19 protein-coding genes and 1 tRNA gene are annotated in these 22,914 nt (G+C 71.6%); 11 read left to right on the top strand and 9 right to left on the bottom strand.

Features of this window, described 5'->3' with window-relative positions; all coding sequences use genetic code 11:
* Window positions 1–81: 81 nt before the first annotated feature.
* Together WME76_RS03505 and WME76_RS03500 are read left to right on the top strand one after the other, a co-directional pair.
* Window positions 82–1,953, top strand: coding sequence for a glutamate--tRNA ligase (locus WME76_RS03505; RefSeq protein ID WP_437958800.1), 1,872 nt, complete (start codon window positions 82–84; stop codon window positions 1,951–1,953).
* Between the two features lie 93 nt (window positions 1,954–2,046).
* The gene (locus WME76_RS03500) at window positions 2,047–2,982 is read left to right on the top strand and encodes a glutamate--tRNA ligase family protein (RefSeq protein ID WP_437958799.1); all 936 of its coding nucleotides are present in this window, start codon (window positions 2,047–2,049) and stop codon (window positions 2,980–2,982) included.
* 76 nt (window positions 2,983–3,058) lie between these two features.
* On the opposite strand, the gene WME76_RS03495 is transcribed toward WME76_RS03500, so the two are convergent.
* A complete protein-coding gene (locus tag WME76_RS03495) occupies window positions 3,059–3,271 on the bottom strand; it encodes a hypothetical protein (protein ID WP_437288752.1) in 213 nt (70 codons plus the stop codon).
* Between the two features lie 207 nt (window positions 3,272–3,478).
* Here WME76_RS03495 and WME76_RS03490 point away from each other — a divergent pair, with 207 nt between their 5' ends.
* From WME76_RS03490 to WME76_RS03480, 3 genes are all read left to right on the top strand, one after another.
* Window positions 3,479–4,762 (top strand): MFS transporter, encoded by a 1,284-nt coding sequence (locus WME76_RS03490; protein WP_437958798.1) that lies wholly within the window; start codon window positions 3,479–3,481, stop codon window positions 4,760–4,762.
* Between the two features lie 330 nt (window positions 4,763–5,092).
* On the top strand, window positions 5,093–5,728 hold the full coding sequence (locus WME76_RS03485) for a hypothetical protein (protein ID WP_437958797.1): 636 nt from the start codon (window positions 5,093–5,095) through the stop codon (window positions 5,726–5,728).
* Between the two features lie 270 nt (window positions 5,729–5,998).
* Window positions 5,999–6,676 carry a glutathione S-transferase family protein gene (locus WME76_RS03480; protein WP_437958796.1) on the top strand — a complete coding sequence of 226 codons (678 nt, stop codon included), beginning with the start codon at window positions 5,999–6,001 and terminating at the stop codon, window positions 6,674–6,676.
* Window positions 6,677–6,775: 99 nt separating this feature from the next.
* On the opposite strand, the gene WME76_RS03475 is transcribed toward WME76_RS03480, so the two are convergent.
* The 4 genes from WME76_RS03475 to WME76_RS03460 form a co-directional block, all read right to left on the bottom strand.
* A complete protein-coding gene (locus WME76_RS03475) occupies window positions 6,776–8,668 on the bottom strand; it encodes a protein kinase domain-containing protein (protein ID WP_437958795.1) in 1,893 nt (630 codons plus the stop codon).
* A gap of 88 nt (window positions 8,669–8,756) precedes the next feature.
* Window positions 8,757–10,691, bottom strand: a complete 1,935-nt coding sequence (locus WME76_RS03470; RefSeq protein ID WP_437958794.1) for a globin family protein — start codon at window positions 10,689–10,691, stop codon at window positions 8,757–8,759.
* Between the two features lie 1,048 nt (window positions 10,692–11,739).
* Window positions 11,740–11,816, bottom strand: a tRNA-Met gene (locus WME76_RS03465).
* 149 nt (window positions 11,817–11,965) lie between these two features.
* Entirely contained in the window at window positions 11,966–14,308 is a 2,343-nt protein-coding gene (locus tag WME76_RS03460) for an ATP-binding domain-containing protein (RefSeq protein ID WP_437958793.1), read from the bottom strand.
* A 282-nt stretch (window positions 14,309–14,590) separates the two neighbouring features.
* Here WME76_RS03460 and WME76_RS03455 point away from each other — a divergent pair, with 282 nt between their 5' ends.
* Both WME76_RS03455 and WME76_RS03450 read left to right on the top strand, forming a co-directional pair.
* Complete coding sequence (locus WME76_RS03455; protein WP_437958792.1) at window positions 14,591–15,100, top strand: hypothetical protein; 510 nt, start codon at window positions 14,591–14,593, stop codon at window positions 15,098–15,100.
* 300 nt (window positions 15,101–15,400) lie between these two features.
* Complete coding sequence (locus WME76_RS03450) at window positions 15,401–16,504, top strand: GHMP family kinase ATP-binding protein (protein WP_437958791.1); 1,104 nt, start codon at window positions 15,401–15,403, stop codon at window positions 16,502–16,504.
* A gap of 211 nt (window positions 16,505–16,715) precedes the next feature.
* Here the strand turns inward: WME76_RS03450 and WME76_RS03445 are convergent, their stop codons facing one another.
* Complete coding sequence (locus WME76_RS03445; RefSeq protein ID WP_437958790.1) at window positions 16,716–17,093, bottom strand: hypothetical protein; 378 nt, start codon at window positions 17,091–17,093, stop codon at window positions 16,716–16,718.
* Between the two features lie 355 nt (window positions 17,094–17,448).
* On the opposite strand from WME76_RS03445, the gene WME76_RS03440 reads away from it, so the two are divergent.
* Together WME76_RS03440 and WME76_RS03435 are read left to right on the top strand one after the other, a co-directional pair.
* Window positions 17,449–18,282: an alpha/beta fold hydrolase gene (locus WME76_RS03440; RefSeq protein WP_437958789.1), complete on the top strand. Its 834-nt coding sequence runs from the start codon at window positions 17,449–17,451 to the stop codon at window positions 18,280–18,282.
* 309 nt (window positions 18,283–18,591) lie between these two features.
* Window positions 18,592–19,128, top strand: coding sequence for a hypothetical protein (locus tag WME76_RS03435; RefSeq protein ID WP_437958788.1), 537 nt, complete (start codon window positions 18,592–18,594; stop codon window positions 19,126–19,128).
* Between the two features lie 126 nt (window positions 19,129–19,254).
* On the opposite strand, the gene WME76_RS03430 is transcribed toward WME76_RS03435, so the two are convergent.
* The gene (locus WME76_RS03430) at window positions 19,255–20,394 is read right to left on the bottom strand and encodes a D-alanine--D-alanine ligase family protein (RefSeq protein ID WP_437958787.1); all 1,140 of its coding nucleotides are present in this window, start codon (window positions 20,392–20,394) and stop codon (window positions 19,255–19,257) included.
* Window positions 20,395–20,462: 68 nt separating this feature from the next.
* Window positions 20,463–20,825, bottom strand: a complete 363-nt coding sequence (locus WME76_RS03425; RefSeq protein ID WP_437958786.1) for a hypothetical protein — start codon at window positions 20,823–20,825, stop codon at window positions 20,463–20,465.
* 312 nt (window positions 20,826–21,137) lie between these two features.
* Here WME76_RS03425 and WME76_RS03420 point away from each other — a divergent pair, with 312 nt between their 5' ends.
* Entirely contained in the window at window positions 21,138–21,398 is a 261-nt protein-coding gene (locus WME76_RS03420) for a hypothetical protein (RefSeq protein ID WP_437958785.1), read from the top strand.
* Between the two features lie 339 nt (window positions 21,399–21,737).
* Window positions 21,738–22,109 carry a DUF1304 domain-containing protein gene (locus WME76_RS03415; RefSeq protein WP_437958784.1) on the top strand — a complete coding sequence of 124 codons (372 nt, stop codon included), beginning with the start codon at window positions 21,738–21,740 and terminating at the stop codon, window positions 22,107–22,109.
* Window positions 22,110–22,233: 124 nt separating this feature from the next.
* Here the strand turns inward: WME76_RS03415 and WME76_RS03410 are convergent, their stop codons facing one another.
* Complete coding sequence (locus WME76_RS03410; RefSeq protein ID WP_437958783.1) at window positions 22,234–22,830, bottom strand: hypothetical protein; 597 nt, start codon at window positions 22,828–22,830, stop codon at window positions 22,234–22,236.
* Between the last annotated feature and the right edge of the window lie 84 nt (window positions 22,831–22,914).

Below are 22,914 nucleotides of genomic sequence, written 5' to 3'. Positions count from 1 at the left end.
CGAGGCCATGATTGACAAGGCCAGGCGGGCGTGCAATGGCTGCGCCCCCGCCCGATGTCAGACCAGGAGCGACGCGCCCTCATGGACAAGCAGGCCTCGACCGAGACGACGCTTCTTCCCGTCACCGTCCGCGAACCGGGGCCCGGAGAGGACCGCGACGAGCTCGTGCGCCTCCTGTTCGGCGACGCCGCCGCGTCGGCCAGGCGGCCCGAGGAGTACGAGGCGCGCTATCCCCGGCGCGCGCTGCCCAAGGGCGCGATGGTCACCCGGTTCGCGCCGAGCCCCACCGGGTTCATGCACATCGGCGGCGTCTTCGTGTCGCTCATCAACAAGCGGCTCGCCGTCCAGAGCGAGGGCGTCTTCTTCCTCCGCCTCGAGGACACCGACGTGAAGCGCGCCATCCCCGGCGCCATCGACACCATCGTCGACTCGCTCGCTCGCTACGACCTCTCCCCGCACGAGGGCGTGCTCCGCGCACCGGCGAAGGGTGGAGAGCGCGGAGACGGGTCGCGGGGCGAGTTCGTGCAGCAGGGCGACTACGGCCCTTATATCCAGACGGAGCGGGTCGCCATCTACCGGGATTACGCGATCGACCTCATCCGCCGCGGCTTCGCCTACCCCTGCTTCTGCACGGTCGAGGAGCTCGACGCCATCCGGCAGGAGCAGGAAGCGCTCCAGAAGAAGGCCGTCCAGGAGCAGAAGGCGCTCCAGGAGAAGGGCGTACAGGACCAGAGGGCAGTCGCGATCAAGACCGGTTACTACGGCCGCTGGGCGAAGTGGCGCGACGCGCCGCTCGCCCGGGTGAAGGAGGCGCTCGCGGGCGGCACCCCGTTCGTGCTCCGCCTGCGCGCCCCGGACGACGTCTCCGGCCGGGTCGAGTGGAAGGACGGCGTGAAGGGCGTCATCTCGATGCCCGTCAACGATCTCGACACCATCCTCCTCAAGTCGGACGGCATCCCGACCTACCACTTCGCCCACGCCGTCGACGATCACCTGATGCGGACGACGCACGTCATCCGCGGCGACGAGTGGATCTCGTCGATGCCCCTCCACCTGCAGCTCTTCCGCGTGCTCGGCTTCAGGCCGGTCGAGTACGCCCACGTCCCGCCGATCCAGAAGCTCGATCGCGTGGAGGAGGCGGACCCGGAGACGGGCGAGACGAAGGTCTCGGACGCGCGGCGCAAGCTGAGCAAGCGCAAGGACCCCGAGGCGAACATCGAGTATTACCGGGAGATCGGCGTCCCGGAGACGGCCACGATCGAGTACCTGCTCAACATCGCCAACTCCGCGTTCGAGGACTGGCGCAAGGCGAACCCCGACAAGCCCTATACCGCCTTCCCCCTCAAGCTGAACAAGCTCGCCCCCGGGGGCGCCCTGAGCGACCTGGTCAAGCTGAAGAGCGTCAGCCAGGCGGTCGTGAGCCGGATGAGCGCCGAGGACGTCTACGCCCAGGGCCTCGAGTGGGCGAGGGCGTACGACGCCGAGCTCGCCGCGCTGATGGAGCGAGATCCGGAGTACACGAAGCGCGCGCTCGGCATCGAGCGGGGCGGCAAGAAGTCGAACAAGCGCATCGTCACGTGGCCCGACCTGCGCCCCCAGCTCTTCTTCTTCTTCGACGAGCTCTATGGCCACGTCGAGACGTTCGATTTCCCCGAGAACGTCCCGGAGGGCGACCGCAAGCCGCTGCTCCGGCAGATGCTCGACACCTTCGATCCGGCCGACGCGAAGGAGGCGTGGTTCGAGAAGATCCGGCAGGTCGCCGTGGCCTCCGGCTACGCCGGCGAGGTGAAGCAGTACAAGGCGTCTCCCGAGGCCTTCAAGGGCCATGTCGGCGACGTCTCGATGCTGCTCCGGGTCGCTGTCTGCGGGACGCGCAACAGCCCCGATCTGACCGAGGTCATGGCGGTGCTCGGTGAACCGCGCGTGCGGGCGCGCATCGCGCGCTTCCTCTGAGCCGGGGCGCGGCGTGACGGGCCCGGAGGCCGCGCGCCCAGGGCGCTGGCCGCGGCGGCTCCCCGGCCCGCGGCGACGGCGGCAGGAGGCGCGATGACCGAGGTGTGCCGGTTCGCGCCCTCGACGACGGGGCCTGCCCACCTCGGCACGCTCGCCGCGGCGCTGCTCTGCTGGCTCGACGCGCGGTCGCGCGGCGCGCGGCTCGTCCTGCGGCTGGAGGACCTCGACCCCGACCGTTGCCGGCCCGAGTTCGCGCGCGCCATCGAGGAGGATCTCGCGTGGCTGGGGCTCGATTTCGACGAGCGCGTCGAGCAGCACGCCCGGCGGGCGCACCACGAGGCGGCCATGGACCGGCTGGAGGCGCTCGGCGCGCTGTACCCCTGCGCCGCGACGCGCGAGGAGGTGCGCGCGATCGGCCGGCGCGCGCCCGACGGCGGCTGGGCGTACGACAACCGCGGCCGCGGCCGCGCGCTGCCGCCCGGCGGGTGGCGCGCGAGCGTCGAGCCGATCCGGGCGCGGCTGCCCGGCGGCGTGTTCCGGCCCGTGGACGAGGGCGGGCTCGACCTCTCGCAGGATCCGGCGCTCGCGATGGGCGACCCCGTGGTGCGCCGGCGCGACGGGGCGTTCTCGTACCAGCTCGCGGTCGTGGTCGACGACGGCGCGGCCGGCGTCACGCGCGTCGTCCGGGGGCGCGACATCGCGCCGAGCACCGCGACGCAGGCGGCGCTCCAGGCGCTGCTCGGGCTGCCTGCGCCGGTCTACCGGCACCACCTGCTCCTCCTGGAAGAGCGCGGCGGCAAGCTCGCAAAGACGCACGGGTCGGCGCGCGGGGCGGCGCTCGCCCGGAGCGCGGAGGCGCTCTGCGGGGCGCTCGCGTGCTGCGTCGGCCTGCGGGATCGGCCGGAGCCGTGCACGCCGGCGGAGCTGCTCCGGGAGTTCGGGTGGGCGAAGGTCGCGACGGCGGACCGGGTCGTGCGATGGGACGTGCAACGGAGCGACGGGGCGCTCGCGGTGACGCCGGTCCCCTGAGACGAGGAACCGAAGAGGAATCGAAGAGGAACAGCGAGGAGCCGAGACGCCAGCTCCGCCCCGCGCGGGGCGCGGATCAGGCGAGGAGCGGCGAGGTGCCGAGTCCCAGCAGCGGAAACAGCGTCACGATCGCGCTCGGCCGCGGCAGATCGTCGTCATCGTCATCGTCGTCGCGCCGACCGTCACGCCCGCGGCGGGAGCGGGCTCCGAACATCGTCCAGGCGCGCCGCGCCTGCTCGGCGAGCTCGCGCGCTCGTCCCGGAGTGGTGTCGCTTCCAAGGGGCATCATGTGGGGCCGCCGCTTACCACGAGAGCGGGCCGGCGCGCCAGCATTCTGCGCGAGGCCGCGCGAACATCACGGCTCGGAAGCACCGTTCGCCGCGAAACGCTCTTCCCATGGATCGAAACAGTCCCACTGATTTCAAACACACCAGGTGGAACTGCGTCCCTGGCGGCCCGCGCTGGAATGCGCCATGAACGGTCCCCGGACTTGTTCATGGTGAACGCCCCCAGCGCTCTGGAACCGTCGTCGCCCATCGTCGCCTTCAAGTCCCGCGACTTTCGCGTCTACGCTGCGGCCCGCCTGCTCGCCACGACGGCGTACCAGATGCAGTCGGTCGCGGTGGGGTTCCAGGTCTACGACCTCACGCGCGATCCGCTCGCGCTCGGCTACGTGGGGCTCGCGCAGTTCCTCCCGATCGCGGGGCTGTCCCTCGCCGCGGGGCACACGGCCGATCGCTTCGATCGGCGCGGGATCCTCGCCATCTGCTATCTCACCTCGTCCCTCGCGGCGCTGGCGCTCTTCCTCCTCGCGCGCTCGCCGACCCCGGACCTGCCGGCCATCTATGCCGTCCTCGTGCTCCTCGGCACGGTGCGCGCCTTCCAGGGGCCGGCGGGCGCGTCGCTCCTGCCCGCGCTCGTGCCGGCGGCGCACTTCCAGAACGCGGCGACGTGGCAGTCGACGCTCTGGCAGGTCGGGGCGATCGGCGGGCCGAGCCTGGGCGGGCTGCTCTACGGCGTCTGGCGAGCGCCCGCGCCCGTCTACCTGGCCGCGAGCCTCGCGCTCGCCGCCGCGTGCGCCAGCCTCCTGGCCGTGCAGGCGCGCACCGGCCGCATGGAGAAGCGGCCGCCGTCGCTCTCCACGGCGCTCGCCGGGCTGCGCTACGTCTACCGGAAGAAGATCCTCCTCGCGTCGATCTCGCTCGATTTCGTGGCCGTCTTCCTGGGCGGCGCGGTCGCCCTGCTGCCCATCTACGCGACCGACGTGCTGCGCGTCGGCCCGCAGGGGTTCGGCCTGCTGCGCGCCGCGCCCGCCGCGGGGGCGGGGCTCATGGCCGTGCTCCTCGCGTTCCGGCCGATCCGGCGCCGCGCCGGGCGGAAGATGCTCTTCTGCGTCGGGCTGTTCGGGCTCGCCACGGTCGTGTTCGGCCTCTCGCACAGCTTCCCGCTCTCGCTCATCGCCCTCACCGTGATCGGCGCCACCGACATGGTGAGCGTCGTCGTGCGAATGACCCTGGAGCAGCTCGCCACCCCGCCGGAGATGCGCGGCCGCGTGAGCGCCGTCAACATGGTGTTCGTCGGCGCCTCGAACGAGCTCGGAGAGCTCGAGTCAGGCACCCTCGCAAGGCTCGTCGGGACTGTCCCTACCGTGGTCATCGGCGGCCTGGGGACGATGGCCGTCGTGCTGCTCTGGGGGTGGCTGTTCCCCGAGCTGCGCGAGGTGGACCGGCTCGAGGACACGCGCGCGACCACCGAGGAAGACGCCGCCGAGAAGGCGTGATGAGCGCGGCGCCGGGGCGGCCCGCCTGTCCGGAGCGCGCAGCGACCGCTCCGAGCGCGATGACCGCGAGTCGCCCCGGGAGCTCCGAGGCAACGAATCCATGTGCGATCCCTCGCAAAGAGCGCGCGAGACGACTCGAGCGCGAACTCGAGTGCGAACTCGAGTGCGAAAATGATTGCGCACCGCGTACCATCGTCCGCACGATTGGCAGTTTGACGAGGACGTTATAATGCACGCTGGGCGTGCGCACATCGCACAATGCACGACGATAATCCAGTCAAGCTGTCTGAATCGCTTGACGCAGGGAGAGACCGGGACCTTCCATAAGCCATGGATTCACTCATCGCGTGGGCTGTCGGCATCATGGTTACATGGGCCCCGCCCGGAACGAGCCTAATCAAGGACGCGATCGAGACGCCCGAAGCCGGCCGCGCGCGCTATCAGGAGATCGCGAGCGCGGCGGCGAAGGTGGCGTATGATCCCGAGTCGAAGCCGCTCTTCGGCGGCCCGCGCGGGCGAGCAGAGACGATGGCGCTGCTCCTGTCGATCGCCTATTACGAGAGCGGCTACCGGCGCGACGTCGATCTCGGCCTCGGCAAGCTCTCGCGCGGCTCGGGGGTCGACTCCTGCCTGCTCCAGGTGCGCGTCGGCGCCGGCAAGACCCGGGAGGGTTGGTCGCACGAAGACCTCGTCGGGGACCGCGAGAAATGCTTCCGCGCCGGGCTCGCGCTGATCAGGAAATCGTTCGGGGCGTGCCGCAAGCAGGACGCGCGCGACCGGCTCAGCGCATACACGCGCGGCAGGTGTATCGTCAACGACAAGCACTCGAGAGCACGCATTGGACGCGCCCTGAACGTCCCCCGCGCGCCGATGACGGACGAGGAGGTGCACGCCTCGATGGTCAAACGCGCCCCCGCCCCCGCCGCTCCGCAGCGCGCGCCCTCGTCAGCAGGAAACGACAGCTAGGACACCAGACAGGCTGAAACCCCGAGAAAACGAACCACAGAGGCACAGAGGGCACAGAGTTTTTTGTTGTTCCTCTGTGCCCTCTGTGCCTCTGTGGTTCAACTCTCTTCATTCCTGGGTGTTTCAACCAGATCGGCGCTGTAGCACTGCTGCGGGAAGTTGCCCCGGATCAGCGGAAGAACCGTCAACGCGCCAAGTCCGCCAAGAGGATCGTCGGTTGGACATGGAGGCGAGTTGCTGTAGAGTCCGCGCGACCACCGGAGGACGAGGATGAAGCTCATCTATTTTGCAGTGCGCGGGAGAGCGGAGATCGCCAGGCTCATGATGGAGCTCTGCGGCGTGCCCTATGAGGACGAGCGCGTGGCTCTGGAGAGCTGGGTTCGGCCGGACACCCAGGAGCGCTTCCTGCACTGTACGCCGTTCGGGCAGCTCCCCGTGCTGCACGACGGGAAGTTCACCCTCTGCCAGTCGCAGGCGATCAACCGCTACCTGGCCCGCAAGCTGAAGCTCGACGGCGACACGCCCGAGGAGGCCGCGCGCATCGACGAGGTCGTCGAGACCGCGTCCGAGCTGATCATGGACGTCGGCGCGCTCTTCTGGAACCCGCGTTTCCACGAGATCCGCGCCGACCACCGCGCCGCCACGGTGAAGAAGCTGGACCGGCTGGAGGCCTATTTCGTCCGGACGCGCGCCGACGACGAGCACTGGATCGCCCCGGGGCGCTACACCCTGGCCGACGTCACCATGGCCTTCGCCCTCGAGACCATCCTGCCCGTGCACACCGGCCTCGTGAAGGAGTTCCCGGAGCTCTACCGCGCGATGACCGCGTTCTTCGGGGCCGGCCGCGTGCGCGAGTACGTGCGCAGCGCCCGACGCCCCCCCACGTGGACCATCGCCATGGCCACGTTCGGCGGGAAGCCGGAAGAGACGCACCAGTGGACCGACTGACGACCGGCGAGCCGCGCAGGAGAGCGCGCAGGAGAGGCCCCGGGAGCGCGCCCGGGGCTCACCGCCTGCCCGACAGGCCGGCTGGCGAAGGGGCGCGGCTCAGCCGCGGATGAGGGTCATGGCCGCCTCGGCGGTGAGATAGCTCTTGTTCTTCATCCCGAGGCGGATGGATGAAAGGCTGACCTCGCTCTCGCCCTGGATCGCGGCGATCGTCAGCGCGTTGTGACAGAAGATGTTGATGAGCTTCGGGCTGCCGCCGCTCCTCGCGTGCAGGAGCTGCTGTGACGCGATGTCGAGGTTGATCCCCCGCCCGCTCCCCCCGACCGAACGCATCCTGAAGTCGATGTACTCGATCATCTCCTGCTGCGTCATGCCGGGGAGCAAGAGAGATTGCGCGCCCGAGTAGAGCTCGCGCGGCACGCCGTTCGACGCGAGGACCGCCGGCAGATCGGGGGCGCCCACCAGGATCATCGACAGCCTGCCCGGGGGGGCGGTGCGCAGGATGTCATGGAGCTCCATCAGGAGATCGTGATCGTCCGGGTCGACGCCGTCGACGACGAGGACGGCGATCGCGTCCAGCCCGGCGCGCTGGAGCACCTGCCCGAGGAACGTGTCGAGGAGCTCCTGCTGGGTCATGGTGGGCGACACGTTCCCCACCCCGAGCTGCCGGCACAGCGCGACGAGCGGCCGCGTCCCGAAGAGGAGCTGCGGCTCGATCGAGGAGACCTGGATGCGAGGCACCTTGTTCTTGATCATCTCGCACACGAACGTCCGGCCGCTCCCCGGCTCGCCCACGAGGATCGCCGGGCGCTGCCCGGCCACGATCTGCGACGCCAGCGTCCGGAGCACCCAGGCATACGGGCCCGCGTCCCAGAAGAAGCTCGGCTGCCGGATGTCGCTGAACGGATACCCGGTCAGCCCGAAGTGGTTGCGGTAGCTGTACTGGCCGGTGAAATGCCCGATCGCGGTCGAGCTGCTCACCAGGATCGTGCCCGTCGGCGTGGCGGCCGCGCTCCTGGTCGGCAGCGAGACGTGGCTTATCCGCGTATCGGAGAGATCCATCGTGGAGGAGCCCAGGCTCGGTCGGTGCGCCTCCGGCAGCTCCCGCGGCCGGACGCTGCTGCGCCGGAGCATGAGCATGTCCTCGAGGAACGCCACGATGTGGGCGGCGGACGGCCGCTCCTGGGGCCGCTTCGACATGCAGCGGCGCAGGAGCTCCGCGAGGAGCGGATCGATGTCCGGCATCGACAGCTTCGGATCCGGGACGGGCGAGTGGCAGTGCGCCTGGAAGCAGCCGGCGAGGTCCCTCGCCGAGTACGGCGTCCTGCCCACGAGCAGGTGATAGAAGGTGCAGCCGAGGCTGTAGATGTCGGACGGGGGCGCGATCTCCTGCCCGGTCCACTGCTCCGGGCTCATGTAGAAGGGGGTGCCCTCCAGCGTGCGGGCGGCGGCGCTGCTCCCGAGCGGGCCGCTCCCCGTCCCCGGGTGGGATGCCAGGCCGAAGTCGGCGATCTTGAGCGTCCCCGAGGCGTTGAGCAGGAGGTTCGCGGGCTTGATGTCGCGGTGGGAGATGCCGAACGACGCCGCGAGCTCCAGCGCCGCCGCGGCCTCGCGCATCTTCTCGATCCCGAACTGCTCCGGCAGGCGGCCGCCGTGCTGCTTGGCCGCCTGGGCCATGGTCAGGCCGTGGACGTACTCCATGGCGATGTAGCGGACGTCCTCGTCCTCGCCGACCTGGAAGATCTGCACCACGTTCGGGTGGAGCAGGCGCGCCGCCGCGCGCGCCTCGCGCAGGAAGCGGTCGCGCCGATCGAGATCGGTGTCCGCGCTCCCCTTCGCGATCAGCTTCACGGCGACGTCGCGCTGGAGGACGCTGTCCCTGGCGAGGTACACGGCGCCCATCGCGCCGATCCCGAGCAGCTGCACGAGCTGGAATGGTCCCAGCCATTGTCCCGCCAGGTGGGTCAGCGTCGGCGCAGGATCCGCGATCATCGGATTTTCATTCCCATGGTGCCATCAAACCCTTGCGCTCGCCGGGCGCATCTGTCCACCCGAGGTCACGTCACGCGCGTCACCCGCGTCACCTCATTCCGCCGTCGCCCCGCGCCCGACCCCGCCCCAGGATGTGGCCCATGGTGAAGGCGGAGAGGACGAGGACCGTGACGATGATCGGCACGGCGTAGGTGGCGAGGGACGCGACGTTCTGGGAGGCCCTGTCCGCCGCGGCGCCCGCCCCGGCCGCGGCGCGGTCCGGCCCGCCCACCGTGAGCAGGATGGCCGTGGCCATCGAGGCGGCGATGGAGAGCAGGGCGATCGCGAGCCCCGCGACGAGGCCGCTCGGCCCGGTCGGCTCCGTCGCCGCCGGCGCGGCGAGCGCCGGGGCAGCGGGCGCCGCGGCCGGGACCGTCACGAGCGGGCCGTCCAGCTTGACGTGCACGTTGACGACCATGTCCTGCCCCGCCCACGGGATGACGATCCCCTGCGGGCTCGCCACCGGCGCCGGGGCGCCGGCCGCGGGCCGCGGCGCGTCGAGGCTCGATCCGCTGACCTCATGCGCCGGGTTCGTCTGGTAGTGCAGCGTGTCGGCGTCCTCGTCGAGCGGGCTCTTCTGCCGCTTCTTCGGCGGCATCACCTCCGTGACGCTCTGAGGCGCCGGCGCCCGCGGCTCGGACATGGGCGGCCGCTGCGGGCGCTCGCGCGCGGGCGGCGGTGCGTCGGCCACGGGGCCCCCGCGGCCGACGTGCTCGGCGGCCGCCTTCTTCATGACGTCGGCGACGAGCCCGTAGACCTCTTTCCACGCGGTCTCCACGTCGCGCGTGAAGCCGTCGCCCAGCCCTTCGCGCAGCGTCCAGAGCAGCGCCTCGCCCACCACGTCGTAGTGGCGATCCTCGACCATGTAGCCGTGGTGGCGCACGCCGAGCGCCTGGAGCACGGGCACGAGCTTCTGCAGGTTGTTCAGCCCGTCGACGGCCACGGAGAGCGTCTGCATGAGCTTCCGCTTCTGCTCGTTCATGTCGTTCTTGAAGAGCGGCCGCGTCGACGGATCGAGCTCGAAGAGGCGCTCGTAGAAGAGCGCCGACGCGGCGTCCGAGATGGGCATCACCTTCGCCCACGAGCGCTGCACGAGCTCGATGGTGCGCGGGCTGATCGGCGCGCCCGCGTTCGCGGGCGCCGGCGGCGGAGGCGGCTCGTTCTGCTGCCAGGGGGGAACGACCCCGACGAGCGTCCGCGCGGCGACCTGGTGGGCGGAGGACGGGGGCGGCACCGACTTGGGCCGATCGGCGGCGCCCGGCCGCGCGGCGGGGCCATGCGCCGGCTGCGGGGGGCTCGACCGGGCGCCGAGCGCCGGCTGCATCGCGGCCGGGGGGAGCGCCTGCGTGGTGCCCACGGCCGCGTGAGACGCGGCGGCCTTCTTCATGACGTCGGCGATGACGCCGTAGACCTCTTTCCACGCGGCCTCGACGTCGCTCGAGAAGGCGTCGCCGAGCCCCTCGCGCAGCGTCCAGAGCAGCGCCTCGCCCACGAGATCGTAATGGTGCTCGGCCACCATGTACCCCTGGTGTCGAACGCCCAGCGACTGGAGCACGGGCACGAGCTTGGGCAGGTTGCTCAGCCCGTCGACGGCGACGGAGAGCGTCTGCATGAGCTTCTTCTTCTGCTCGGTGATATCGCTCTTGAAGAGCGGCCGCACCGACGGGTCGAGCGTGAACAGCCGCTCATAGAACAGCGCCGACGCGGCGTCCGAGATGGGCATCACCTTCGCCCACGACGACTGGACGAGCTCGATCGTCCGCGGGCTCACGAGGTCGGACGGCTGCGCGCGCGCGGCCTTGCTCAGGAAGTCGGGCGCGCCGTACGCCCCCGGCCCTCGCTGGGTGGCGGGCCCCGCCGTGGCCGGCACCGCGCGCGCGGGCGCAGGCGCGCTGACGCCGCGCTGCGGCCGCGCGCCGTCCCCCGGGGTCGCGGAGCTGCGCGTATTGGTGGGGGGCGCAAAGGGATCGTTCGGTTTGGCCATCGTGGGTTGTCCGCTGGAGGTTTCCGGGATTGCTTCGGTGAGGTGCGCGCCGTGAGGCGCGTGTTCAGAGCACAGGAGCCGCCGCTACATCCATCCTACATCAGGGAGCCGGCGTCTGCCTACGGCGCGGCGAGAGGGTCGCGGCCGCACGACGCCCGGCGGAAGCGAGCACACCGCGGCGGGGACCTGACCGGTGCGCGACGGCAGGGCGAGCGGCGGCGCGCCAGGGTGTCGTGCGTCCCGAAGCGGCCCCCTGCAGCGGCGCGGCGCGCGCTCCCGGGCGACGCTGCCCTGGCAAGCCTCACTTATGCAACCGTCACCGACGCGGCGGCTGCGACCGCGGAGCCCGAGGCGGCGGGTGGCACGTCCGCCGAGGGTTCCGTGGGACTGGATTCCCGGGGGTACCCGGCGCGACGCCGCTCCAGAGAGCGCGCGCCATGACCCCTATCGAGGCGGGCCGCCGCATTCCCCTCGCGGTGATTGGCCTGCTCTGCCGCGAGCTCGCCCTCACCCAGGTGAGCGCGCCACGCCCACGCAGCAGGCGTGTTCAATGACAGAGAGGGGGGGACCTCTCCTCTTCTTCCTATCTCCGCAGAGGATGACTTCCTGTGCGGAGGCCCCGGCGGCTCGCCCGATCGTGGGTGAGGATACCGACGGAGGCGAAGCGGCCGGCGCCGCGCTCAAGCATCCCTGCACAGGACCTCGCGCCCGCTGCCATGGTGAAGCAACAGGCCGGTTTCCTTGACCATGCCCCCGGCGCCGGCGCCTGGTTCACCCTCGTGGACCATGGCCCGCGGAAGCGTCATCGAGGCCAGAGGTGCTCCGAGCTCACGATACGTGCCGGCGCAGCCCGGCAAGGTCAGCCTTCCGCACCGTGGTCCGCAGCTCCGGAGCCCCCGGCGCCGGCCGGCCAGGAGACCAGGGACCAGAGACCAGGCACCAGAGACCAGAGACCAGAGACCAGAGACCAGAGACCAGAAACGAAAAACGCGAGGTGGCCAGATTCGGCCAATCCTCGCGTCCTCATTGCTGCTTACTGCTTGGGTCGTGGTTGCGCGGGCGGGATTTGAACCCACGACCTTCGGGTTATGAGCCCGACGAGCTACCAGGCTGCTCCACCGCGCGAGAGGGAATCTACTCACGGCCCCCCGTTGGTCAAGGATTCTCTCACGGCCCCCTGTCGATTGTGTCCATCTGCCTTGCCGGGCTTGCCGAGCGCCTGCCGAGGGCGGCGGGCCTCGGTTCAGCCCGGCCGCCGCCCTCCCCCGGAGCCTTCAGCCCAGCCAGTCCGGCACGAGCGGCGACGGCGCCGACGTGGAGATCACCCAGAGCTGGTGCGCGGCGCGCGTCGCGCCGATGTGCAGCAGGTGCCGCGACTCGTCGTCCGCCGAGTAGGTCGACGCGTTCACGTCGACCAGCACCACGTAGTCGTACTCCAGGCCCTTCACCTGCCGGATCTCCGTCACCTCGACGCCGGGGCGGAACGCGAACTCGTAGGCGCGGATGCGCCGGAGGTTCGGGATCTCCGCCATCTTCAGGGCGTCGTAGTACACGTCCGCCTGCTCGGGGTGGCGCGCCAGGATCGCCAGGGTGGCGCGAGGCTCGCGGGCGAACAGCGGGCGGATCGCGTCGGCCAGGAACGCGACCGCGGCGCCGGCGCTCGGGAAATGGTGGTGCTCGACCGGCGCGCCGCTGCGCGGCGCGAGCGGCGGCGTCGGATCGGCCAGCGGGCCCAGCACCGCGCGGGCGAACGCGAGCACCTCGCGCGTCGAGCGGTACGCGATGCGCAGCGGCTCGACGTCGACCCGCGACAGGCCGAGGTCGTCGAGCGTCGCGCGCCAGTCGCGGAAGCCGGAGTCCATGAAGAGCCGCTGCGCCGTGTCGCCCGCCAGCGTCACGCTGCGCGGCTCGGCCACCACGCCGAGCAGCACCGCGAGGTCGATCGGCGCCAGATCCTGCGCCTCGTCCACGAAGAGGTGCTCGTAGACGAGCACGTTCTTCCCCTTGCGGAGCTCGCCCCGGAGGAGCTGGTACGCCCGCAAGAGGAGCGCGTCGTCCTCGGGGTCGAGCACGGCGCGGTCGTCGTTCGAGACCTCGCCCCTGTCCGCGCCGCGCTCGTCGTCGTCGTCCGCGGGCTCGTCGGCCATCGCCGCCTTGCGCTCGGCGCGATCGCCGGGGTCGAGATCGAGCACCGCGGGGCAGCGGTCCGCGCACCAGCGCCACGCCCGCTTCACCTGCTCGGGGCCGAACTCGGGGTCGCCCGCGGCCTCGAAGGCGGCCGTCACCCGGTCGAGATCGGTGAGCACGTCGGCCCAGAAGGCGAGCGTGCCGCGCGAGTCGCGCCGCGCCCGCGCGTCGTCCTTGAGCTCCGCCGCGCGCTGCTCGAGCAGGTGGAGCATCGCCGGGTGGGTCTTGTAGCGGGTCACCACCGAGGGCGTGTTCTCCTCGACCGGCGCCTCGAGCCACGGGAACGCGCGCTTGCGGGCCGCGCGCGCCCACTCGGAGAACGTCTCCACTGCGATGCCGGCCAGGCCGAGCGCGGGGAGCGCCTCGCTGATGTACGCGCGGAGCGCGGGGCTGCCGACGATGACGAGCATCTTGTCGGCCGTGAAGCGGCGGCCGCCGTTGTAGGCGAGGAAGGCGAGCCGGTGGACGCCGATCGTCGTCTTGCCGCTGCCGGCGCCGCCCTGGATGACCACGATGCCCGAGTCCGGCTTCGAGATGAGCTCGAACTGCCGCGGGTCGAGCAGCGCGGCGATCTCGGGCAGGTGCCGGTCCTCGCGCGCGTGGAACGTCGCCCCGGTCCCGAGCCCGCCGCGCGCGGCCGCCGCGCCGGCGAGCGCGATGTCGCGCATGTCCTCGGGGCGGACGGCGCTGCCCTGGCCTCCGGAGAGCTCGGTCGCCCGCGTCGCGATCTCGCGGAAGCTCCCCGAGGGCGCGCGCACGAACGTCCCTTGCGGCGCCGAGATGCGGTAGAGCTCGCCGTCGTCGATGGTGACGGTGCGCCGCACGAGCACAGTGCCCTCGACCTCGCGCTCGCCGAAGGTCTCCTCGTACTCCGCGCCTTCCTCGTAGCGGTAGTAGATCTGGCTGACGGGCGCGTGGCGCCAGTCGACGATGCGCACGCCGGCGCTCGCGTCGACGAGCGTCGTGCGGCCGATGAGCACGTCGCGCTCTGGACGGCCCTTCTCCCGCAGGCGCAGGTGGCCGAAGTAGGGCGACTTCGGATCGACGGGCTCGACGACGTTCTCGTTCCGCCGCGCGGCGATCCCCTGCAGGCGCTCCATCTGCTGCACCAGCGCCGGCACGTCCTCGAGCCGCGCCGCCGCGATCTGGTCGCGCAGCGAGAGGAGCTGCTCCTCGTAGTTCTCGATGGGCGGCGGCCGCGACGGCTTGTTCGCCGCGGCGGCGAGGTGCGCGCACACGCGGGCGAGCACGGCTTCCTCCTCGCGCACGATCGCCTCGCCTCGCTCGCTCAGCCCGGCGCCGGGCGCGCCGTCCTTGGGCGCAGGTGGGCTGACCTGGCTGATCGCGGCGGCGCTCGCGACGGTGGCCGAGGTGGGCTCGGTGGACTGCTCTTCGGTGGGCGTGGGGCTCGTGGGACGATTCGCGGTCACGGGAATGCCGATGCGATGATCAGGTGACAGGCCGATCAGGGAGCACCGGCGCGCGCGACATCCGTCGCGGCCCGCCGGCGCAGGAGGGTCGGACCTATTGACCGATCCCGCACAGCTCCGCAACCGTCGCGTGGGGTCCCCCACCTCGCCGGCGCCTCGGCGGGGCGAGGCGCCACGCGGGCGCCCGCGATGCGTAACGCACCCCGCGCTCGCCGGTCGATCCGCCGCGGGCGGTGGCGTTCTGGATTGAGGTCCCGTGGGGGAACGCCGTAAAAGGCGGCGATGCAAAATTGCGCGACCCGGTCCGACCGGCTCCTCGAGCTGATCCTCTACTCGCTGCGTGACCGCGGGGCGCTCTGCGCGCTGGTGCTCGCGACCTACCGCGTCGAGCTCACCGGCCTGCTCGACCGCGTCTCTTCGGGATCGATCGGCGATGGTGACGACGAGCGCGAGGTCGCCGCGCTCGTCCGTGAGGACGGCGCGGGCGGCACCCCGGCGCGCGCCGGGGCGCGCCGCGGGCGCCGCGCGGAGCCCCGGATCAGTGAGGAGGACGCGTTCCTCGTCTACGATCTCGCCGGGTGCATCGCCGAGGCGGCGGCCGCCGCCCGGCTCCCGGTCGTCCGCCGCGACGCGCTCACCCTCCGCGAGAAGGCGGCCGAGGTGCACGCGGGGGGCGAGCGCGCCGAGCGGGACATGCTCGCGGCCGGGCTCAGGGTGATCGACAGGATCCTCGACGCGGCGCGCGCGCAACCCGCGCCGCGGAACGAGCCGACGAGCAAGGACCTGAACTGAACGCGGCCCGCGGGCGGCGCGGAGCTCGCGGCGCGCGGCGGGCGCGTGATCTCCGTCCGCAACTCAATTGCAAGGAAGGACGCGCGGCGCGCGTGCGCCTGCGGAGGACGGCGCTGGGAGCCGCGGTTCGGGCGCTGTTCGGGGGCGGGCGTGCGTGCACGCCGGGCGCTCCATGACTGGCTCGCTCCCTGCACGAGGTGCCGCCGCGGGCGCTCCGCGTCGGTCCCTGGGATTCCTCCTCTGCCGGCGGGTCGCGCCCGCGCGGGAGCGTTGAGGCGTTGAAGAGGCGTTGAAGACGACATGAGCACCCCCTGCGCCGGCTCTCTCCTCGCGTCGCGAACGCTGCGAAGCCCGCTCTGGCGCGCGGCCGCGAGCGCCCCGATGCGCGTCTCCTTCGCCGGAGGAGGCAGCGACCTGCCCGGCGTCGCCCGGCACGACGGCGGTCGCGTCGTGGGCGCGGCGATCGATCTGCGCGTCCGCGTGGTCGTGGAGCCGTTCGATCGAGGCTGGGTGCGGCTGGAGCTCGCCTCGCGCGGGCGCGGTCGGGAGCAGCCGGGCGGGAGCGCCGAGGCCGTGGAGGCCACCGAGGCCAGCGCGCCGCGCGTGCTCACGCGGCGCCGCGGGGATCCGCCGCGCGACGACCTCGCGTTCCGGCTGATCGAGGCGACGCTCGCCGCGGCGGGCGTGGGCGACGGGGTCGCGCTCCGGGTCGAGGCCGAGACGTCGCCCGGCGCTGGCCTCGGCGGCAGCGCGTCCGCGGCGGTGGCGGCGCTGTTCGCGCTGCGCGCCTCGGTGGGTGAGGTCGCGTCGCCGGAGGAGCTGGCGCGCGAGGCGGTCGCGATAGAGCGCGAGCGCCTGGGCAACGCGTGCGGCGCGCAGGATCAGGTGTTCGCCGCCTTCGGCGGGCTGCTCGATCTCGCCTTCGACGCGCGGGGCTGCTCGGGGGTGCGGCCGCTCTCGATCGGCTGCCCGGAGCTCGTGCCGGCGCTCTCGGCGGGGCTCTTGCTGGTGGACACGGCGCTGCGGCGCGTGTCCGGTGACGTGCTGGACCGGGTGGACGCCGGCGCGGCGCGCGAGGCGAAGGGCGAGCTCGTGGCGGCGGCCGGCGACGTGGCGCGCGGGTTCGAGATCGGCTCGCTCGCGCTGGTGCTCTCGGGCATGCGCCGCGGGGCGGCCGCCAAGGTGCGGCTCTCGGAGGCGGCGAGCGCGATCGCGCTGTCCATGCAGCAGCGGCTCGACGGGATCGGGGTCGAGGTGCTCCGGATGTGCGGCGCGGGCGGGGGCGGGCACATCCTCGTGTGGGCGCCTCCCGAGCGCCACGCGCGCCTCCTCGACGCGCTCGGCCCCTGCGTCGTGCGGCGGCCATCGCTCGGCGCGCCCGGGGTGCGGCTCGAGCCGGCGTGAGGCCCAAAGCGGAAGCGGAGGCCTCGCCGAGCTGCCCGGCCCGCGGAGGGACGCAGCTCGCGAGGCCAGCGGGGCCGCCTACCTCCAACGCGGCCGCCGAGCTGCGCCTCGACGCGCGCGAGGACCGATGCGGTCCGCGCGCGCGGCTCGGCTGGGGTCGTTCATGGTGCAAAGACCGTCGTCCAGGCGGAGACGAGTCTGTGTTCGTTCGCTATCGGCGGTCGAAGGTCCGCGTCTCTTGATAATTCGTGCTGAGCTCGCACCGTCCGTCGGTGCCTATGATCACCGCTCTCGCCGTGTTCTCCTGGATCAGCTCCCAATAGCCATACATGACCGTGACGCAGCCGTCGCTGGTGTTTCTCCTGTTGACCTGCATGGTGACCTTGGTCGCGGTGTCGTGCGTACCACTGAGGGTATGCTCGAAATGGCCGGCGTTGAGCGTGCCCGACACCGAGAATCCGGTGTCGCTCAGGTTGACGACGACCCCGTCCGGTTCTCGCGACTTCCACACGCCGCTGAAGTTTGCGGCGAACGCCACGCTCGGGATGACGAGGCAGCACAGCGCTGCGAGCAGAGAAAAACCCTTCATGTAACCCCCCACAGACAATCCTCGGAAGAGCATGACGCTCGGAGAGCGCACCACGCTCGGAGTCCGTAGAGACGCATAGGGTGACAGCCTTGATACCGCAAGCCGCGAGGAATCCGTGGTCTGGTGTCGTGAGCGAGGACTAGCCGCCACGCTCCGCGTTCAGGCAGGGGGGGCAGATCCGCGGGCCGGTGATGGGGAAGGGCTCCGCATCCCGGTGAACGGCCCGCCGCTCAGCGCCCAGACCAGCGCGTCCGGCGCCCGGCAGCGCGTCCGACGCCTGGCAGCGCGTCCGGCGCTGGCAGCGGAGGCGCAGATCGACGTGGGGGATGCAGGCGTAGGCGGCTAGGGTGCGCCCGTGCGATGCACGGTGAGGGACCTCGATATCCAGGTCGAGGCGATCGGCTCCGGGACACCCATCCTGATGCTCCACGGCTGGGGGCCCGACCACAGGCTGATGAAGGGGTGCATGGAGCCGGTGTTCCGGTCGGCGCCGGGGAGCTGGAGGCGCATCTACTTCGACCTGCCGGGCATGGGACGGACCCCGGGGCGACCTTGGATCGACGGGTCGGACCGCATGCTGGAGGTGGTGCTCGGGATCGTCGATCAGATGCTATCCGGCGAGCGGTTCCTGGTCGCCGGCGAGTCCTACGGCGGCTACCTGGCCCGGGGTGTGGTCCACGAGCGGCCGCGGAGCGTCGCGGGCCTGCTGCTCGTGTGCCCGGTGGCCGTGCAGGAGACGCGGGAGGCCAACGCGCCCCCGCTGCGGGTGCTGGAGCGCGACGAGGCGTTCCTCGCGACCCTTCCCGATGAGGACCGGCGCGCGTTCGAGGCGATCCACGTGCGCCAGGTGCCCGCCGTCTGGGAGCGGTTCCGGGACGAGATCCTCCCCGGGCTGCGCGCGGCGGACACGGTCTTCCTGGAGCAGCACCTCGGCCGGAAGGTCCCCTTCAGCTTTGAGGTCGACGACCTGGAGGCGCCGTTCCCTGGGCCGGCCCTGATGCTGGTGGGACGCCAGGACAGCGTGGTCGGCTACCGCGATCTCTGGGGCATCCTCGAGACGTACCCGCGGGCGTCGTTCGTGCTGCTCGACCGGGCCGGCCACAACCTGCAGACCGAGCAACCGGCGCTGTTCGAGGCAGCCGTGAAGGAGTGGCTGGAACGGGTGGCCGCTACCCGTTCGCCTCCCTGACGGGGACGGCCCGGGCGCGCGCCTTCGCCCCTGCTGGGCGCGCGCGTGCCGGGCGCGATGGCCGCGGGGTGGCGGGTTTGGAACCGCCTGGCGGCCGCCAGGTCCCGGAGCGCGGGGAGGGTCATAAAACCCGGCAAAATAGCCGCGGCACACCGCTCGCAAAGCGTGCCCACCGGAGCGCCGCGAGGTCCGACCTCGCGCTGGCCTCGCCGTTGCGAGGCAGCGCGGGGACCCGGACACGGCGCGCTAGCTCGAGCCGGCGCCGCGCGCCGCGCTCGGATGGAGGCACCTATGTTGGCTCGTCATTCCATGTCCATGCTCCTCCCTGTCCTCGCGCTCGCGTGCTCTGCCGCGCAAGGCGCCGCCCCGGAGCGACCGGATAGCGCCGCTCCGCAGCACGACGACGCAGCGGCCCCGGTCGGCTCGACCAGCGCCAGGAGCTTCGTCGAGGCCGGGTCGTACTTCACGAGCTCGGACGCGATCGACGCCTGGTACGGGCTGCTTCGCGCGCTGGACGACGACTTCGACGCCGTGTGCGGCGACACGTTCTGCGAAGGCGATTACAGCAACTACGAGTCGCTTCGATTCCGTTGCTCCGTCGAGGAGCACACCGGGACGATAGGCCGCTGCGTCTGGATCTTCGCCGCGAGCAGCGAGGAGATCCTGCCCTCCACGGGCGCCGTGGAGGTGGACGCCAGGACCTTCGTCTGCGACATGCCCATCGCCCCGAACACCGCGGTGGTCGACCTCGTCGAGGCGCTCTCGGCGCCGGCAGATCGGGCGATCGACGCCGCGCTCCCCGGAACGGAGAGATCGCTCTACGACGGCCTCGTCGATTGCTTATGAGAGCGCGCCGGCCCTGACCCGCAGGCTCGTCGAGCCGCGCTGGCGCCAGCAGACCCCGCTGCGCGCCGGCGCGGAGGACGAGGCCGGCGACGTGCGCGCGGCTGGTCGTCCCTGGACGACGCGGTGCTAGGCGCTCGTCCGGAGGCGGGCCTTCCGCGCGCCCCGCTCGAGCGCGAGGTCGATCAGCCGCGCGATGAGCTCGCGCGCGGGGATGCCGCTCGCCTCCCAGAGCTTCGGGTACATCGAGATCGCCGTGAAGCCGGGGATGGTGTTGATCTCGTTCACATAGAGCGAGCGGTCCGGGGCGAGGAAGAGGTCGACGCGGGCCATCCCCGACGCCTCCAGCGCGCGGAACGTGCGGAGCGCGAGGAGCTGCACGGCGTTCGCCTCGGCCGGGGAGAGGTCGGCCGGGATGCGGATCGTGGCGCCCTCGGCGTCGATGTACTTCGCGGCGTAGGAGTAGAAGCCGTCGGCGTGCCCGACCACGATCTCGCCGGGCACGGAGGCGATCGGGTCGTCGTCGCCGAGCACGGAGCACTCGATCTCGCGCACGCCCTCGATGCCCTGCTCGCAGACGATCTTCAGGTCGAACTCGAAGGCGTGCTCGACGGCCGCCTCGATCTCGGAGCGCGTCGTCACGCGCCGGACGCCGACGGACGATCCGAGGTTCGCGGGCTTGACGAAGATCGGGCCGAAGCCGCTCCCGGCCGGGGACAGGGCGGCGATCTGCTCGAGGCACGCGCCGCGGTCGCGGTCCCACGCGGCCCGGCGGAGCGACACGTGGGGCACGATGGGGATCTCCGCCTCGCGGAGCAGGCGCTTCATGACGTCCTTGTCCATCCCCACGGCGGAGCCGAGGACGCCGGAGCCGACGTACGGGACGCCGGCGAGCTCGAGCAGGCCCTGGACGCACCCGTCCTCGCCCGTGGGCCCGTGCAGGACGGGGAAGACGACGTCGATCGGGGAGCGCGCGCCGCCGGGCACGGTCAGCGTGGCCTCGCCGGCGGGGCCCGGGTGGGCGTCGAGCGCGATCTCCGGCATCGCGTCGTTGAGCCGGGCGAGGCGGGGGTCGCGGGCCGCGCTGAGGAGCAGCGCCTCGTCCTGGAGCAGCCAGCGGCCGGACTTGTCGATGCCGATGAGCACCGGCTCGAAGCGATCGCGGTCGAGCGCCTCGACGACGAAGCGCGCGGAGAGGAGGGAGATCTCGTGCTCGGCCGAGCGCCCGCCGAACAGCACGGCGACGCGCACCTTCGCGGAGTTCCGCATGGCGGCACCCTAGCCGCGTTCGGGCGCGGGGGCGAAGAAGCGGCGATCGGCTACTCGGAGAGGGTCGGCTACTCGGAGAGGACGCGGAACGACGCGCGGACGGTCGCCATGGCCACGCGCGCGATGTGGCCGTCGGCGAGCTCGACGTCGACGGCGGTGACCCGGCCCTGCCGCTCGATGAGCCTGGCGACGCTCACCGTGGAGCCCCGGGCGACCTCGGCCCGCGCGACCTTGACGTCCGCGACCGCCTCCAGCCGAACGCCGACGGCGATGTCGGTCGCCACCTTGGCGGGCGCCTCGTCGGACGCCGGCGCCTCGTCGGCCGTCGGCGCCTCGTCGGCCGTCGGCGCCTCGTCGGACGCCCCCGCCGCTCCGCCGGGGACGATGGCGGCGAGCGCCGCGACGACCGCAACGATGAGGCTGCCAGGCATGCTCCTTCGACCGCGGATGAGCATCGGGGGGTGATTCTACGCGGAATGTGGGCGATGTCACCCGCGTTGTCGCGCGATCCGGCGCTCCGTCCAGGAGGCGCCTCGCGACGACATCGAGCGCGGCTGTCCGCAGAGGGGCGCGTCGCTCCCCTCCCCCGGAGCGAGCAGGGCGGGCCCTCGACGCGAGAGGCTCGAGACGGGCGATCCGATCGCAGCGACCGCGCAGGCGTGCGCCGGGCTCCATCATCGGGGTCAGCAAAAGATGCCCAATGCGCGGTCCTCGCTCGTGTCCGATGAGAGCGAGGAGGCTTGATGAAATCGCGATCGCTCTTTTCGGCCAAGGCCGCGCTGCTGGTCCTCTGCGTCTCGATCCCCGAGGCCGCTGCGCAGGACAGGACCTCGATCAAGGACGAGAATTACAGCTATACCTTCGTGGACGACCTTCTCGATGCGTCGAATCGCGACGCGGGGGGCGCCGTGCTCCAGGTCCGTCAGCCCGGGCGTCGCGACAGGCTGCTCCGGCCGAGGCTCCACTTCGTCCCGGAGATGCTCAAGTCGGTCGAATCGATGTGATGGGCCGTCTCGCCCCCCCGGCGTCCGTGCAAGCCGCAGTCCCTGCGACGCCGGGAATCATTCACGACGGGACGAGTTCCTGCCTGGAGCGGCGCTGCGAGCCAGAACACGACCATGGCGTGGCTGGCACACCCGGCGAACTTCAGGGTGCGATGCTGCTCGACAAGCGCGGTGTTGACAGGCCCATCGCATTCTGTGATTGTGGGCTATCGTGAGCGACACGAGCTCCACGGACAGGCCTGCCGGTGACCCGCGCCGCCGCAAGCTGATGAGGCGGGTCACCGGGCGCCGGCCCGAGATCCATGCGGGCACACGCGACGTGTCCAGCAGGGGATTTTCATGCAAATCGCTTCTACGCTGCTCGTCCTCCTGGTTGCCATCGAGCATATCTACATCCTCGTTCTGGAGATGTTCCTCTGGACCACGCCGCGCGGCCTGCGCACCTTCGGAATGACGCAGGAGCTCGCCGACACCACGGCGACGCTGGCGAAGAACCAGGGGCTCTACAACGGCTTCCTCGCCGCCGGGCTCTTCTGGTCGCTCCTCTCGCACGACGCGGGTGACGCGCTCGCTCGAAAGACGTTCTTCCTCGTCTGCGTCGTCGTCGCTGGCGTCTACGGGGGCCTGACCGTGGGGCGCAGGATCTTCTTCGTGCAGGGCGCGCCCGCGCTGCTCGCGCTCGCGCTCGTGTGGCTCTCGCGGGGCGCCTGAGCGCTGGCATCGTCGTCCTGCGGCTCGTGGGGAATCGAGGAGGCGGGCCGCCTCGCCTCCTCGACCGCGGACGGGTCGAGGCGGCGAGGAACGCGCGGCGGGCTCCTCCCGCCCTCCCCGAGGCTTACGCCTCGTCGGCGACAGGCAGCGGAGCCGCTGCCGGAGCCGCCTTGCGGCTCTTCCGCGTCGCGGCCCCCGCGGCGGTGTTCTTCCGCATGAAGTCGATGACCGGGGCCAGGACATCCATGACCTTCCGATCCGTCTGCGCGTGCGCCTTGGCGATCCGGTAGGCCGCATAGAGCGTCTCGCGGAACTTGATGGCCGTGTAGAGCGCCGAGTCGCCGAGCTCTCCGCCGACCGGCGCGAGGCTCTCCGCGACCTTGCTGAAGAGCAGGTGCTTCTCGACCCGCTCCCGGAGCAGCGCGGTCTCGAAGCGGTTCGGATCCATGCCTTCGTCCTGGTCCGCGAGCGACTCGAACAGAACCGGCTTCATTTCCACAACATCGAGCACCTTGTGCAGCATCGCGTGCTCGCCGTCGCGCAGCCGCGGCGCGGTTTGTCGCTGTTCCTTCGTCAGCGTCACGAGACCCGGGAAGAGGTCATCGAGCTCCTCGACGAACTCAGCGGCCATCGCTTTGGCCTTCTCGGCGCGCGATCGGAACTCGTCGATCGGCATGTCTTCCCAGGTGGTCCAGTTCGAATCCTTCTTCTTCGAGGGCATTGATATATCCTCCCGTGATGCCGTTGCGAGCGGGTACGTTAAGATCTCATGGAAGCGCTCACAAGCATGCCTGTTTGCCAGAGC

The sequence above is a fragment of the Sorangium sp. So ce119 genome (genome assembly GCF_051524405.1).
GTDB lineage: Bacteria > Myxococcota_A > Polyangia > Polyangiales > Polyangiaceae > Sorangium > Sorangium cellulosum_G.
Note: the sequence above shows the minus strand (reverse complement) of the source record. Positions and strands in the feature narration are given on the sequence as shown.